The sequence below is a fragment of the Legionella steelei genome (genome assembly GCF_001468005.1).
GTDB classification, from domain to species: domain Bacteria; phylum Pseudomonadota; class Gammaproteobacteria; order Legionellales; family Legionellaceae; genus Legionella; species Legionella steelei.
Map to the genome: position 1 here is coordinate 50,160 of NZ_LNYY01000021.1, position 14,448 is coordinate 64,607.

Sequence of the window (14,448 nt, forward strand, 5' to 3'; positions counted from 1 at the left end):
CCATTTAGTAGATGAGTTAAATATTTTTTAGTAAATCGTGAATAACAGTAGAAGTAACAAAATATGATAATCCACTATGTTGAAACATTGGGGGAGGGGTAATGTGCCATTTATCCCACCAATGCCCGGCCATTACACCGATAATTTTAGGTGGTACTAGACCTGTGATCGTCAATCCATTCCCTGCTTCAAATTCTGTGCCTTTATTCATAATAGGAGACCCACTCGACCCACTGAAGGATAAACCAGCGGTAAGTCTTACATTAGTAGATTTAATACTTTTATTAATAAAATCGATTTTAGGCCATGAAGCTAAATTGGCTAACCTAACTATAGGCAGACCTGTTGCTTCATCCCACCAGTCATGGGGATAGCCGATAAAGATGCAATTATCTGCGGGTCGCAACATGGTCTGAAAAAAATTCTCATCAGCTAAACTTCCATCGACAATAGATAAGGTAGTATGGATAAAGTCATTATTAGGATTAATTACATCTATGTTATATAAAATGGCTACATCAGCAGTTTCATGAGTTAGTATTTTTAAAGAACTAAGGTTAAGTTCATATTTTTGAGGCTTGCTTAGTAAGTTTTTATCATTTCTTAGCCAGAACATAAGCTTGCATAAATTAAAGTTCTGCTTATTTTTACAAAATTCATAATCTACCATATGTCTATTTGTAACAAATACATACTGGGATTTATGAGTTATCCAAAAACCTGTACCAATTCCATTATCAGCATTTCCAATATCGTCCGCAAAAAAGGAGTGAATTTGATTAGTAGAAAGGAACATATGCTCAAAATTGATCATAAATATATCCAATGGTTTATTAAGTTGGGGATAGCCATACATGCTGGCTCCGCTTCAATTGAGAGGGCAGTTAAGTATAAAGGATAATTGTTAAATTGTTGTGAGTTGTTACTGTTTGTTATTTCTAATTGTCCCGTGAGTGTCCCACGGAGGGTTTGTGCTTGCAGATTTTTTCGTTAACTACTTGATTTTATTGGTGGGCCCACTAGGACTTGAACCTAGGACCAACGGATTATGAGCCCCCAGCCTTTAAATTAACTCGTTGATTTTAAAGTAATAATCTGTCGTGCGATACCACTACAAATGTCGTACAGAGTATAACAATGTCGTACTTAAACACGCAAATCTCACGCAAGGATATTTTAGCAACTTTATTGGCATTTTACGGGAAAGGCCATTTGGTTTTCATGAAAATGACTATTTGAGACGTAATGATGGATAAAATGAAATGTAAGTCATTTGATACCAATATTCGTTATTTATTTGTAAGTAACGAAATAATGTATCATAGTTTAAATATGAAAACAGAAGACAGCTATAAACAAAAAGTACTCCAGATGGCTAGCAAAACGGGTGTCATTAGAATGTCCGATCTAACCAAAGAGGGGATCACCAGAGCGACCATTTCAAGGCTTGTTAGCGAAAACAAACTTGAAAAACTCGCTTCTGGGCTCTATTGCTTGCCAGAGACTGAGCTTTCAGAAAAAGAAAGCTTGGTTATTATAGCAAGCCGAGCACCTCAAGCAGTGTTTTGCCTGCTAACTGCTTTGCAGATTCATGATCTAACAACACAGCTACCTCGAAAAGTATGGATAGCTATGCCAAAAGGGAGTCATGCGCCAAAAATGGATTATCCTCCGCTAAAAATGGTGCAATATTCCGATGAAGCCTTTAGTGAAGGAATTGAAATTATAGAATCAGATAATATTAAACTAAGAGTGTATAACCGTGCCAAGACAATTGCAGATTGTTTCAAACATCGCAATAAAATTGGAATTGATGTGGCCATTGAAGCACTTAAAGAGGCTTATACAAAGAATAAAGTTACAGTTGATGAACTATGGCATTATGCGAAAATTTGTCGCGTTGCTAACGTAATGCGTCCTTATATTGAGGCAATTCAATGACAAAAAATATTGGTGAGTCTGTACGTTCACGTTTGAAAAATATAGCTGTTAAAGAAGGTTCTGATTTTAATACGGTATTGACTCGTTATGGTCTAGAGCGTTTGTTATATCGAATTGGAGAATCAGAATATTCTAAACAGTTTTTGTTGAAAGGTGCTTTACTATTTAACTTATGGTATGACATGCCTCATCGCCCAACTAAAGATATTGATTTATTGGGGTTTGGTGATAATGACCTAGCGTATATTAAACAAACGTTCAGTAAAATTTGCAGAATCTCTGCAGATGATGGAATAAGTTTTCTGTCTGAATCAGTGACAGTTGACACTATCAAAAAAGATGGAGGTTATGCAGGAGCAAGAGTTGAGTTATTTGGGGAGTTGGCGAAAGCAAAGATTAAAATACAAATTGATATAGGTTATGGTGATGCAGTTACCCCTGGGCCAATAGATGCCCATTATCCCGTACTTCTTAGTGATCTTCCTGCCCCTAAAATCCGTACTTATCCAATTTATACGGTAATTGCAGAAAAGCTGCACGCAATTGCATTATTGGGCATGGCGAATAGTCGATTAAAAGACTACTTGGATCTTTATGTATTATTAAGTAAAGAGCAGTTAGATAATCAAGTCCTGGCTAAAGCAATACAAGCTACATTTACTCGCCGAGGCATGGATCTTCCTGAAGCGCTGCCTATTGGTCTGACCGATGAGTTTGCTAACGACTCAAGTAGGGAGTCAATGTGGAAAGCCTTTTTGAGAAAAAATGAACTAGAACAGAAACCATTAACAGAAGTTATTGCTGTGATCAGAAGTTTGATTCAAACGCCATTTTCTTTGGCAAAGTAAAATCTTATTTTGCTGATGAATGTCACCTAAGATAATTGCAGCGATAATTGTGGAGATTCATTTACACAACATACATATTTGGGTAATTAGGTTTGAACCTATGGTGTCATTTCTCAATGCTCTTAACCATAGCTCTTAAATCAAAGGCTTAAAATTGCATTTAAAATACATCTTTAATATAATATATTCTATATTACACACTGCAAAGGAATATATCATGCCAGTAACTCATAAACCTGCCAAAACCATTAGTGATAAAATTGCTTTTGGCCTAGTGAAATTTTTTCGTTTTTTTGCAGATACTTTTTTTCAGAAACGCTATGGTAATCGAGCCATTGTGTTGGAAACAGTAGCTGCTGTACCTGGCATGGTGGGCGCTGCTTTACTGCATTTACGCTGCTTAAGAAAGATTAAAAATGATGAGGGTTGGATTAAAATTTTATTGGATGAAGCAGATAATGAACGAATGCATTTGATTACGTTTATGTACATTGCCAAACCTAATTGGTTTGAGCGCTTTATTATTTTTACCGCGCAAGCTATTTTTGTGGTGTTGTACCTGTTGATGTATGTTATTTCTTCAAAAACAGCGCATCGCTTTGTCGGTTATCTTGAGGAAGAAGCCGTGGTCAGCTACACCCATTATTTACAGGAGTTAGATGATGGTCGCATTGAAAATGTCCCAGCTCCTGAAATTGCTAAACAGTATTGGGGGCTTGCTCCAGATGCACGATTACGTGACGTACTTTTGGTCGTGCGTGACGATGAGGTAGAGCATCGGGATGTAAATCATCAATTAGCGGACAAGCTGACAAACGAGCGTACTTTATTGACCCAATTAGAATTGGGATCTACCGATAGTGCAAATAACAAGGAATCAAAGAGTCTTTGATAACAGAATAAGGATACGTTATGAGATTGGAACCTAATAAGTTACTGTGCTACAAAAAAACCGAGATTGACAGCCATGGAAAACTGAACTTTTTCCTGGAAAAACACAGCACTAAAGAAGGAACCTGGGGTAAGCTTTTTCTGCATGAAGGAGCTATTGATTTTGTATTTTTAAACGGTCAGGGAAAAGAACTATCACGTGATAGGATTAATGAAGAGCATTCCCAAATCTTGATTCCTCCTGCTGCGTGGCATAAAATTATTCCCGTCAGTGAATCATTTAAAGCAACCCTTGAGTTTTATTGCATACCCCAGCGTTACTTCAATAAAAAACACGGTTTAAGTCCAGTACATAGTGATTTGATGTATGTCTACCAGACTTATTTGTCTCATTTGCAAAGCGCATCCATCCTTGATGTGGGCTGCGGTTCGGGTAGAAATTTACTGTATTTAGCAAAAATGGGGCATCGTGTAAAAGGACTTGATTTCAGTCAATCGGCAGTAGATACGATTCAGGATATTGCTCAAAAAGAAGCTCTGCCTGAGGTGGTTGCCCAATTACATGATTTAAATCAACCTTTAATTCTTGATGCAGAACGGTTTGATTTTGTGCTCTCAACGGTGACGTTGCAATTTTTAAACCCAATGCGTATCCCAAGCCTGCTTACTGAACTACAAGAACTAACTAAAACAGATGGATATCATTTTTTAGTCTTTCCTATCCAATCAGAGCTTTATCCATTACCTGATTTTTTCACGTATCTACCACAAAAAGAGGAAATTTATCATCGATACCAAGATAATGGCTGGTCTATACTTGAATATAAAGAATCAGTGGGCCATTTGCATAAACAAGATTCATTAGGAAGACAAATTTCTGGTTTGTTTGGTATTTTGCTTGCACAAAAAATCGTATGAATGCGTGACCTAAGCAAGGAGAGTGATGAACACTACTTATCGAAACAAGATCCACATTTGTCGTGTTTACACTCCTCCAAAAGTTAAAGAGCGGGTCTGGATTTTGATCGATAGGCTTTGGCCCCGAGGTATTAAAAAAGAAGCATTTGCTTTTGATTTTTGGCTAAAAGACATCACTCCGAGTGCTACTTTAAGGCAATGGTTTCATGAAAATAGTGATGAGCGCTGGAGCGAATTTGTTGAATGTTACATTGAAGAATTAAACCATAAAGGCGATTTAATAAAACACATTTTGTAACAAGCAGAGCACACCTCTATTACTTTGTTTTATGCTGCAAATGACCTAAAACATAATCATGCACTCATTCTGCAAGCGGTTTTGTATTCCTTACCCCAAAAACCCGATAAAAAATTACTTCTCTGATGGGTTGATGTTCAATAGAACAGAAAGATCACTTTTGTTATGCAAAACATCAGCTAGAGTATAACGCTCCAAAACCTCCATAAAAGCAGCTTGAGCCTCATGCAACACTCCTTTTAACTTGCATACAGGAGCAATACAACAATTTGCCTTTGCCTTATTAAAGCAAGGTACTAAATCAAAATGAGGCTCCAATTGAGTTATTATTCGACCTAAATTAATGGTTTCAGGTTGCGATGCCATGGTGATGCCGCCATTTTTACCTCGAATCGTTTTAATCAATCCAAGTTTGGCTAAATTATGAATGATTTTAACCATATGGTTGTTTGATATGCCATAGGCTTCAGTAATGTCTTTAATGGTACAGGATTCTTTTCTAAGAGTGATGTAAATCAAAGCGCGTAATGAATAATCGGTAAATTGTGTGAGTTGCATCATTAATTCCTAATTGGTTGTTGACTGTGATTATTTCTTTTTATAAGATGCATTGCAAATACATCTTTATGGGGATCATTATGTCAGAGTCATTATTTGAGCGTCTGGGCGGTCAAAACGCAGTCAATGCTGCGGTTGATATTTTCTATCGTAAAATGTTAACAGATGAACGAGTAAGTTGTTTTTTTGATGATATCGATATGGAACAACAAATCCTAAAGCAAAAAGGATTTTTAACTATGGTATTTGGTGGACCGAATAAGTACAACGGAAAAAATATGCACGAAGGACATGCTCATTTACTGAAACGTGGGTTAAATGATACGCATGTGGACATTGTTATTGAGCATCTCGGCGCAACACTTGCAGAGTTGGGAGCACCAGCAGAGGATATTAATCAAGTGGCCGCTATTGCCAATAGCGTTCGAAATGACGTATTGGGACGTATATGAGTACCGTATCATTTAAAAATCAATTTTATACTTTGGATCCTCAGGAAAGTGTATTGCAGTGCCTGCTGCGTCATGAGGTTGATTATCCTAACTCGTGTCAGGCGGGTATTTGTCAATCCTGCTTAATTAAAGTCAAAGATGGGGTTGTTAACCCTGTCTGGCAAGAAGGTTTGCCCGAAACGCTTAAAGCGCAAGGTTATTTTCTAGCCTGTCTTGCAAAGCCTGAGGCACCACTTGAAGTCTCAACTCCTGAAAGTACAGAATGCGAGATCAGTGCGCAAATAATCGATATAAAATCACTTAATTACAATGTAATGCAAGTGAAACTTAGAGTGGATAATTTAGAACATTGGGTTCCTGGTCAATACCTTAGCCTAATTAATCCTGAAGGCACGATACGTAGTTATTCAATCGCCAACATACCCATACAAGAAGGATTTATTGAATTACACATAAAAATTTATCCAGGCGGGAGCATGGGGCAATGGCTGGTAAGCAAAGCAACAAAAAATATTGAAGTGAAACTAAGAGGTCCCTTTGGCCGTTGCTTTTACTATAACCCAGAGCAATTGGCTTTTAATATGTTACTGGCCGGAACTGGCACAGGACTTGCGCCACTCATTGCCATTATTAAAAGCGCGCTAAGTCAAAATCATCAAGGCACTATTACTTTAGTTCATGGAGGTCTTTCTGATGAAGATATTTACTATAAAGAAGAACTGGAAATGTTAGCCATGTTGTTCCCATCTTTTGTTTACGACCCTTGTGTGCTTCAAAGTCAGGGGCAATTTCCTGAAGCTTCTATAGAAAAACGAACATTAATGCATTTAAATCACCCGAAAGAAACACGAGTTTATGTCTGCGGTCCTAAAGAAACTACCGATAAGTTGAAAAAACAGGTTTTTCTTGCGGGTGTGCCTTCTCAGGCCATCTTAAGTGATGTATTTTTATGAGCATTATTCTTCGGTAAGTGACTCGATGATTCATGGAGTGAAACAATGCCTCAAAATGCAAAAGCAATAACGGAATATGCCCCGGCAACAAGGGACCCTGTTGCGCTGGTTTTAAAATGGATTTTATTGTTCACAGCGCTGATTTGTTTTATGGTGCTGATATGGGGTACTTATAAAACCTACCAACTTGCCCCACCTTTACCGCAGCAATTTCAAACTGAATCTGGTCGAGTCGTCATGACTGAAGAAGATATTGTAGCGGGCAAAGCAGGATTTCAACGTGCTGATTTGATGGATTATGGAAGTCTGTATGGTATGGGTTCTTATTTTGGCGAGGATTACACTGCAAAATATTTGCTGCGGTTAGGGCGGCTTGTTGAAGAAAAAATAGCACAAGTGCGATATGGTAAATCGTTTGCTGATTTGGCGGAAGAAGAGCAATACTTAACCCAAAAAACCATGCAGCGTGAATTACAGAGCACCGATTTAAGCTCAGCAATCAGTGTTTTATCAACACCAGTTGCCGATTCAATAGTACAATTAAAACAAGAAATTGCATCTACATTATTGAATCATGATGCAAAAAAAGGTTGGACAAAAGCCTATAGCTTAGATGAGCAAAGTGCGTTGCAAACGGCTGATTTTCTTATTTATTCCTCATTGACTACCATTGCTCATCGACCCGGACAAAACAGCTCCTATACCAACAACTGGCCTTATGAGCCCAGCATGGGAAATAGCCCAACACCAGCTACCTTTTATTGGACTTGGGTGTCATTCTGTTTTGTGTTCTTAGGCTTTGGTGCTATTTTATACATTTATCATCATTATCTGAGCGTGCCAGACGATTCTCCTAGGACACCTCTATTCATGAGTTTTAAACCGCTTACATCAAGCCAGCGCAAAGTGGGGCAGTATTTCCTGGTTGTCGCAGTCATTTTGCTTATTCAAATTGGTGTAGGTGCTCTTATGGCTCATTACTATTCCGAGCGTGAAAGTTTTTATGGTATCGCGATTAATGACTATTTACCTTTTAACTTCCTGCGTGATGTTCACATACAAACACCAATTGTCTGGATTGCACTGTCCTGGATTAGTGCAGCAGTGTTTATGGCGCCCATAATTAGTAAAAAGGAGGCGAAAGGACAAGGCTTTTTAGTCAGTGTTTTATTTTGGGTCACTCTGTTTGTTGTTGGCGGCGCCCTAATCGGTGATTATTTAGGGATTATGGGGTATGTCAACCAATATTGGTTTTGGATTGGTAATCAAGGACTTTCTTATTTGCAACTTGGTCGCTTATGGCAAATTGGGTTTTGTCTTGGACTGTTTATCTGGAGTTTTATTGTTTTTCGAGGTATGTGGCCTGAGTGGAAAACTGTTAAAGAGGCAACGATACAGTTTTGGACTGGTCGAATTCAATTGGAACATCTTTTTTGGGCAAGTACCGCGAATGTGGCAGTATTGTATTGCTTTGGCATGATACCGTTAACCGGTATTGAAAAATCATTTACTATTACTGATTTTTGGCGTTGGTGGGTCGTTCATCTTTGGGTCGAGCAATCGTTTGAGTTTTTTGCAGCGTGCTCAACCGCTTATCTTTTGATGGGAACAGGATTAGTGTCTCGTGTTCTTGCAGAGCGAACCATGTTTTTTGAAACCATTCTTATTTTTTTAGGCGGGGTGATTGGCACAGGACATCATTGGTACTGGACAGGTACGCCTGATATCTGGGTGCCGCTTGGTTCGATGTTTTCTTTTCTTGAGGTTTTGCCTTTAGTACTTCTTATTATTGATGCGATTGAACATCGACAGTTAATTAAACGTCAAGGTGATTTCACTTATAATTTGGCTTATCTCTATGTTTTAGGCGCATCATTTTGGAACTTTGTTGGTGCAGGAGTATTTGGCGGAGGGACGCTTAACGCTCCATTAGTGAACTATTATGAACACGGTACTTTTTTAACGCTCAATCACGCCCATACTGCTTTATTTGGCGCGTTTGGTTTACTTGGACTTGGGCTTATTTATTTTTGTTTGCGTTATGCCGCAGGAGAGCGCTTACCGTGGAGCGAGCGTTTAGGAACTTGGGCATTTTGGCTTTATAACCTTGGTCTTTTGTTATGGATTGTACTTAATTTCTTCCCTATTGGATGGTCTCAATTAATGGATGTTTATGAGCATGGTTTTGCTCATGCCAGAAGTCTTGAGTTTTATAATACTACTTTGTTATGGCAATGGTTACGGTTGCCAGGCGATGTGGTTTTTGCTTTGGGCGCACTCTTCATGGCTTATGATTTCATCAGCAAAGTGCGACCTTTTTTCCCTAAAGTGGAGAATTTATTTAAGAAAAAAATAATGCCTGTCCTTCAATGAACTGAAAGGAGACATGAATTGAATCTGAGAAATACGTCATGACCAGACATTTGAGCGAGTGGTTAATTGAAAAAATGGGAAGCTTTTTGTTACAACAGGGACCACCTCAACGAGCATATCTGTGTGATTTTAATAAATTATGCAACAAAATACGTCCTGCCGATGTTCTTTTGGTGGAGGGAAGAAGCCGAATAAGCCGCATGATTCGGCATGTGACTCAAAGTCCTTGGTCTCATGCTGCATTATATATAGGCTGTCTTCATGACATTAAGGAACCCTCTTTGCAAGAACTAATCAAAGAGCACTATAACGGCCTACCCCATAAACAACTGTTGGTTGAAAGTGAGCTAGGACTTGGAACTATTATTTCTCCACTCGACAAATACAAAGACGAGCATCTTCGTATTGTTAGACCTGAATGGCTGGCTCAGGAGGATGTATGTCGTGTAGTAAGTTATGCTTTGAGTCGCTTGGGCAAAAACTATGATGTACGTCATGTGTTAGATTTGGCGCGGTTTTTGTTCCCTTGGGGATTTTTTCCGAGAAAATGGCGTTCAACACTTTTCCAACATAATGCAATGCAACCTACAGAAGATATTTGCTCTTCAATGATTGCGGATGCGTTTCAGTCAGTACATTACCCAATTCTTCCCTTTATTCACGAAGGAAATAAACATCAAATGGAACTTGTAAGACGTAACCCTCGTTTATTCACGCCGAGTGATTTTGATTATTCTCCGTTTTTTTCTGTGATTAAATACCCTATATTTCCACCTAATACTTTAAGAGAGTACGCTCATTTACCTTGGGATGAGGAGCAATGGAGCGATATATAGTGATTTTTATTTCATTTATTGTCCGATGTCCTCAGAGATCAGTTTCTTCAAATCTTGAACCGATTCTTTAGTAGGTTCGTGCAGCAATCTGGTTATAGTTTCTTTACTACTGGCTAATGCCGCATTGAGTTGATTGGTAACCTTCACCAAATGCTGTTAGGCTATCAAGAAGCGCAGCGAGTCGAATTTTTTTATAAATGAAGACTTAATGCGGTTTAATAAACAATTTATGCAAGACTATTTTATTGATTTTTCTCATGATCGAAGGATTTTTTAATGTCCTGTAAAGTTTCCATGCCGTTTTCACGATGAGCCATTCTATGGCAGTTAGAACACAACATCATGAGCTCTGATATACTTGTCCTGTGATCTATTTTCATTTGAGAAACGGGGATTATATGATGAGCTTCTATAAAGTTTTCACCAATCGAGCCATATACCTCTTCGAAGGAAAATCTGCATATTTCACAAAATAGTTTTCCTCCATGGGTTTTCTTGAATAGTTTTTTTGCTTCATTTATTAATTGGAAATTTCGTTCTCTTCTAAGATGAATAGACTGTATTAAGCGGCCTTCTGGTCGAGTAAACGCCATATCAATATCATTATTTTGACTTTCATTATTAGTTTTTAAATTAAGTAGTTTAGTTACTAAATCAGCTTGTTCATCGCTGAGGCTAAAATTAGTTTGTTGCCAATTTTTTGAAAAACCATTAAATAGTTCATCTTTTAAAATTTCGTCTGTAACCATCTCAGCATTGGAGTATATTTCTATTATTTTAATCCCAGCAACTAAGCCAGATTCATTGATATAATTTTTATCGTTCCATAGGTTTTCTTCTAAGGCTTTTGAATAGATGACTTTATTTCTAGGATTTATTTCTTCTATTAATCCATATGCAATGATACCTCGTGGATTATTTTTTGAGTCAGACTTTGTTCGCCAGATAAATGCGGTGTCCCCCACTTTTATATCTTGTTTATGTTGGTTGATTTGGAAATAAATATAATTATCGTGGCTAGAACAGTTAATCAGATATTGATTTATATCAAAACGTTGTGGGTTTGCCTGAAATAACCAGCTTTTATATGTTTTTTTCATAGCGTTATCTACATTGATCCCAATCATTTTTTCTTATCTCACCAGTTTGATAAAATTGTCGAACAAATTTGATATATTCTTCAAAATCGGAGTTTTCTTCTAGGATTCTATTCACATTATCCCAATCAATTTGTGGTTTTTCTCTTGCGGGTATTTGGATTTGGCTATCTGCTGGATTCTCGGTATTGAGTTTAATAAATCCTATACCATGAAGGCTAGATAAAATTCTTAGCTCATGTGCTGCCTTATCATCTAGTACGTTTGCAACTAGATAAGCAAAATTGGCCCAGGAGGAGTTGCTTATTGTCTGAAAAAACACTTCTCTCAGATTCGCGAGATTAATATTAACTTTCACCTCAAAAGACCAAAGCTTAGTTATTTTGTCATAATAATGTTGTACGCACTCTTTAACTTCATGCTTCCAATGTCGACTCAAGTCTTCAAGACCAACAATATCAGGGTGAAGCCACTTATTTCCGCCTTTACCATATCGATTACTTGATTTTTTCTCATCTATTCTTTTGCTATAAATTTTTAATTCGGTCCATAAAAAGTCTGAAAGTATTGGATACAAGTCATGCTCTCTTAATCTTTGATTAGTTTGGCCTGATGTGTTGTAAATATTTTCTTCAGAAATTCTTATTTCATCACTATCAGATAATTCGGAATAGTAATACTCCCTTGGACGGTCGGCTGTAGTTTTAATATTAACCAGTTCAAAGTCGGTGTTTTTTGCTGTGATTTCTCTAACGAGTTGATTTATTAAGGCCTCATCTGTATCTAAAGGAATTACAGTAGCTTTTGAGGATTGTTGTTTTTTCTTGCACTCATCAGGAAAATTAGCAAAAATCCACTCAGCAATTTCTTTAGCTGTAAATTTTTGTCCTTGGTTTGACTTAAGAAAGTCTATCGTTTTTTTTCTTAAATTAAGCGCCATATTGATAATTCCTCTTATAATAACGCATCAGGCCTGAAATTTGTGATCTCGTGGGCCTTGATTATGTTACTCTTTTGCTCTTATAAACAGTTCCTTGGTATTAGACGCAGGATTAACTCGCTCATCTATATCAAATATATCTGTTTTTCCCTTAACTAAATCGCTTAATTTTTTATATCCATATCTTCTTGAATCAAAATCTGGTTTCAATTTCGCTAGATAGCTTCCAAAAACAGAAATATAAGCCCAACCTGAATCATCATATGAATTATTCAACGCCTCTATGATAAATTCTTTTGGGAAAATAGATGAATCTGATTTTTTGGTGGTATCAGAGTTTCCGGCATTCTTCTTAGTTTTCACGGCTTTTATTTTTTTAGGTTGTAAAAGATCAATAGATATAAATTTATTACAAGAATTTCGAAATGACTCCGGTGTTTTTTCTTCACCAAAACCATAAACTTTTAACCCTTCCTCACGAATACGAGTTGCAAGTCCTGTAAAATCACTGTCGCTGGAAACAATGCAAAATCCGTTTAACTTTTGTGTATAGAGTAAATCCATGGCATCAATAATTAATGCGCTGTCACTGGCGTTTTTCCCTACGGTGTTTCTGAATTGTTGAATAGGTTTGATGGAATATTTTTGTAAAACCTTTCTCCATTGAGAGTTATTTGGGAGAGTAAAATCACCATAAATTCTATTTACAATAATCTCACCATATCGCGAAATTTCATTAATTAGATATTCAATATTAGATGCTGATGCATTATCTGCATCAATCAGAACAGCAAGTTTAGAGGTATTGTGTTCATTCATTTTATGTACCATTACTTAAGTAAAAAAATAAAAATAATAAGCAAGCGGTAATTGAACCAGCTAGCCAAAAATGATTGTATTTTCGTGTCTGTCGAGTCAAATCTCGTGCTTCTGTCAGTGAATCGGAAATCAGTTGTTTCATGGCCTGAGTAAATTCACTGGTGGTCTGCCTCAGTATTTTGTCCATAGCCTCTTTGCTACTAGACAATGCAGCATTAAGTATTTTCTCAGCTTTGTTATTAGCATCATCCTTCCATTGAGAAGAAATGCACTCCATTTCCTCTCTGAACTGTGTCAACATTACCGCTTGTGCTAGTCGTGATTCCTCAATCAGTCTTTCGTTCATGGTCTGCAGGATGAGAATTGGATCATCCTTGCTTAGAACCACTCCATGCTTAATGGCGATCTCTTGAATATTTGCATCCCATTTATCAGTCATTAGATCACCTTAGTATTGTCTAATTGATTGAACAGTTGATCGCGTAAGATTTTCAATCGTTGGCGGGTCATAATGCTTTTCTCTGGTGTACCCAGCACTTCATCGAAGGTCAGCTTTTGTTGAAGCATCTCTGTTAGATCCCGACCATAGGTTTCTTTTTTCAGTTCGGGGATTTGAATTATGGCTGATATTTTGTCCTTGTTATCTCGATAGGCTTTCAGTTGTTCAAATGCTTTGCCTTCATGTTCAATGACGCCCCAATAGGGATTGAGCCAGACTACAAACTGAGCTTCATTTGCAAACTGGTCAATCAGCTGTGCAAAGCCATTAATGGTATCGAATAAGGCCTGGCCTCCGGTGATGACAGTATGAATCACCATTTCATGGCCTAGTTCCTTTAACAATGCGGGAACTTGGTTGCTGATGAGGTAATGAGATAGCGGTACAAAAGAGCTGGCACCGTTGTCGATGACTACATCATTAGTTGTGGAGGCAATTTTTTCAATGAGAGCATCAAATAGACGGGGGTTGATTTCATCACCACTCATAACCTGAATATGATCGACGTTTAGGGCTTTAAAGCCATGAAAGGTTGAATTGATTGGGTCGGTGTCAATACACAGCGGGGTGTGGCCTTTGTGTTGTTTGTATTGTGCAGTTGTTGCTGAAATAAATGATTTGCCGACACCGCCTTTTCCCTGCAGTGTGATATGTATTTTTGCCATTACAAGAGTTCCTCCAAGTTGGGTTTGGGATTAAAAGTAAAGCCGCGAATTTCAGTTTTTGCCTTACTTTTAGCCTTTTCATCATCCTTGGTGTTTTCCTGCATAGATGGCTTTTTTTCTGCAGCAATCAAACGTGCTACATAGCCACAAAAAGTTTTATATGAAAATGAAATTTTGCCTTCCTCAACTAAGGTTTCCCAGACAAGCTTTATAGACCAGCCGTCAGCTAGCGCTGAAGCGATATCATTTTTTAATGCAAGAAATGCGGCTTTATTTACAGATTTAGCAGAGGCTTTTCTTAACATTTGCTTTGCTGCGATTCGTTCGCTGAGGGAGTTTCCCATGTCATACCATCAACTT

General features: G+C 37.6%; 17 protein-coding genes. 9 read left to right on the forward strand and 8 right to left on the reverse strand.

Annotation, left to right across the window (positions count from 1 at the left end; genetic code table 11):
* Positions 1 to 16 precede the first annotated feature (16 nt).
* Entirely contained in the window at positions 17 to 856 is an 840-nt protein-coding gene (locus Lste_RS14865; RefSeq protein ID WP_058511791.1) for a hypothetical protein, read from the reverse strand.
* A gap of 401 nt (positions 857 to 1,257) precedes the next feature.
* On the opposite strand from Lste_RS14865, the gene Lste_RS14870 reads away from it, so the two are divergent.
* The 5 genes from Lste_RS14870 to Lste_RS14890 all read left to right on the forward strand — a co-directional run bounded on the left by Lste_RS14870 (position 1,258) and on the right by Lste_RS14890 (position 4,896).
* A complete protein-coding gene (locus Lste_RS14870) occupies positions 1,258 to 1,941 on the forward strand; it encodes a type IV toxin-antitoxin system AbiEi family antitoxin domain-containing protein (protein ID WP_237760504.1) in 684 nt (227 codons plus the stop codon).
* Positions 1,938 to 2,789 (forward strand): nucleotidyl transferase AbiEii/AbiGii toxin family protein, encoded by an 852-nt coding sequence (locus tag Lste_RS14875; protein ID WP_058511792.1) that lies wholly within the window; start codon positions 1,938 to 1,940, stop codon positions 2,787 to 2,789. Before Lste_RS14870 ends, Lste_RS14875 begins: the two co-directional genes overlap by 4 nt.
* Before the next feature lie 217 nt (positions 2,790 to 3,006).
* Positions 3,007 to 3,681 carry an alternative oxidase gene (locus Lste_RS14880; RefSeq protein WP_058511793.1) on the forward strand — a complete coding sequence of 225 codons (675 nt, stop codon included), beginning with the start codon at positions 3,007 to 3,009 and terminating at the stop codon, positions 3,679 to 3,681.
* A gap of 20 nt (positions 3,682 to 3,701) precedes the next feature.
* Positions 3,702 to 4,598, forward strand: coding sequence for an SAM-dependent methyltransferase TehB (gene tehB, locus Lste_RS14885; protein WP_058511794.1), 897 nt, complete (start codon positions 3,702 to 3,704; stop codon positions 4,596 to 4,598).
* A 25-nt stretch (positions 4,599 to 4,623) separates the two neighbouring features.
* Entirely contained in the window at positions 4,624 to 4,896 is a 273-nt protein-coding gene (locus tag Lste_RS14890; protein WP_237760505.1) for a DUF488 domain-containing protein, read from the forward strand.
* Positions 4,897 to 5,010: 114 nt separating this feature from the next.
* On the opposite strand, the gene Lste_RS14895 is transcribed toward Lste_RS14890, so the two are convergent.
* Positions 5,011 to 5,454: an Rrf2 family transcriptional regulator gene (locus Lste_RS14895; RefSeq protein WP_058511795.1), complete on the reverse strand. Its 444-nt coding sequence runs from the start codon at positions 5,452 to 5,454 to the stop codon at positions 5,011 to 5,013.
* Between the two features lie 80 nt (positions 5,455 to 5,534).
* Between Lste_RS14895 and Lste_RS14900 the strand changes: the two genes are divergently transcribed.
* From Lste_RS14900 to Lste_RS14915, 4 genes are read left to right on the forward strand one after another with little or no spacing between them, the layout of a single operon-like run.
* Positions 5,535 to 5,906 carry a group I truncated hemoglobin gene (locus Lste_RS14900; RefSeq protein ID WP_058511796.1) on the forward strand — a complete coding sequence of 124 codons (372 nt, stop codon included), beginning with the start codon at positions 5,535 to 5,537 and terminating at the stop codon, positions 5,904 to 5,906.
* On the forward strand, positions 5,903 to 6,859 hold the full coding sequence (locus Lste_RS14905; protein WP_058511797.1) for an FAD-binding oxidoreductase: 957 nt from the start codon (positions 5,903 to 5,905) through the stop codon (positions 6,857 to 6,859). Before Lste_RS14900 ends, Lste_RS14905 begins: the two co-directional genes overlap by 4 nt.
* 45 nt (positions 6,860 to 6,904) lie before the next feature.
* A complete protein-coding gene (locus tag Lste_RS14910; protein WP_058511798.1) occupies positions 6,905 to 9,232 on the forward strand; it encodes a nitric-oxide reductase large subunit in 2,328 nt (775 codons plus the stop codon).
* A 38-nt stretch (positions 9,233 to 9,270) separates the two neighbouring features.
* Positions 9,271 to 10,068, forward strand: coding sequence for a C40 family peptidase (locus tag Lste_RS14915; protein ID WP_058511799.1), 798 nt, complete (start codon positions 9,271 to 9,273; stop codon positions 10,066 to 10,068).
* Positions 10,069 to 10,310: 242 nt separating this feature from the next.
* Here Lste_RS14915 and Lste_RS14920 read toward each other — a convergent pair whose 3' ends face one another.
* From Lste_RS14920 to Lste_RS14945, 6 genes are all read right to left on the reverse strand, one after another.
* Positions 10,311 to 11,168 (reverse strand): HNH endonuclease, encoded by an 858-nt coding sequence (locus Lste_RS14920; protein WP_162264156.1) that lies wholly within the window; start codon positions 11,166 to 11,168, stop codon positions 10,311 to 10,313.
* A gap of 4 nt (positions 11,169 to 11,172) precedes the next feature.
* Positions 11,173 to 12,105 (reverse strand): COG2958 family protein, encoded by a 933-nt coding sequence (locus Lste_RS14925; RefSeq protein WP_058511801.1) that lies wholly within the window; start codon positions 12,103 to 12,105, stop codon positions 11,173 to 11,175.
* A 66-nt stretch (positions 12,106 to 12,171) separates the two neighbouring features.
* Positions 12,172 to 12,924 carry an NYN domain-containing protein gene (locus Lste_RS14930; protein ID WP_237760506.1) on the reverse strand — a complete coding sequence of 251 codons (753 nt, stop codon included), beginning with the start codon at positions 12,922 to 12,924 and terminating at the stop codon, positions 12,172 to 12,174.
* Position 12,925: 1 nt separating this feature from the next.
* Positions 12,926 to 13,363: a conjugal transfer protein TraM gene (locus Lste_RS14935; protein WP_058511803.1), complete on the reverse strand. Its 438-nt coding sequence runs from the start codon at positions 13,361 to 13,363 to the stop codon at positions 12,926 to 12,928.
* Positions 13,363 to 14,088 (reverse strand): ArsA-related P-loop ATPase, encoded by a 726-nt coding sequence (locus tag Lste_RS14940; protein WP_058511804.1) that lies wholly within the window; start codon positions 14,086 to 14,088, stop codon positions 13,363 to 13,365. Before Lste_RS14940 ends, Lste_RS14935 begins: the two co-directional genes overlap by 1 nt.
* The gene (locus Lste_RS14945) at positions 14,088 to 14,432 is read right to left on the reverse strand and encodes a TraK family protein (protein WP_028378772.1); all 345 of its coding nucleotides are present in this window, start codon (positions 14,430 to 14,432) and stop codon (positions 14,088 to 14,090) included. Before Lste_RS14945 ends, Lste_RS14940 begins: the two co-directional genes overlap by 1 nt.
* Positions 14,433 to 14,448 lie beyond the last annotated feature (16 nt).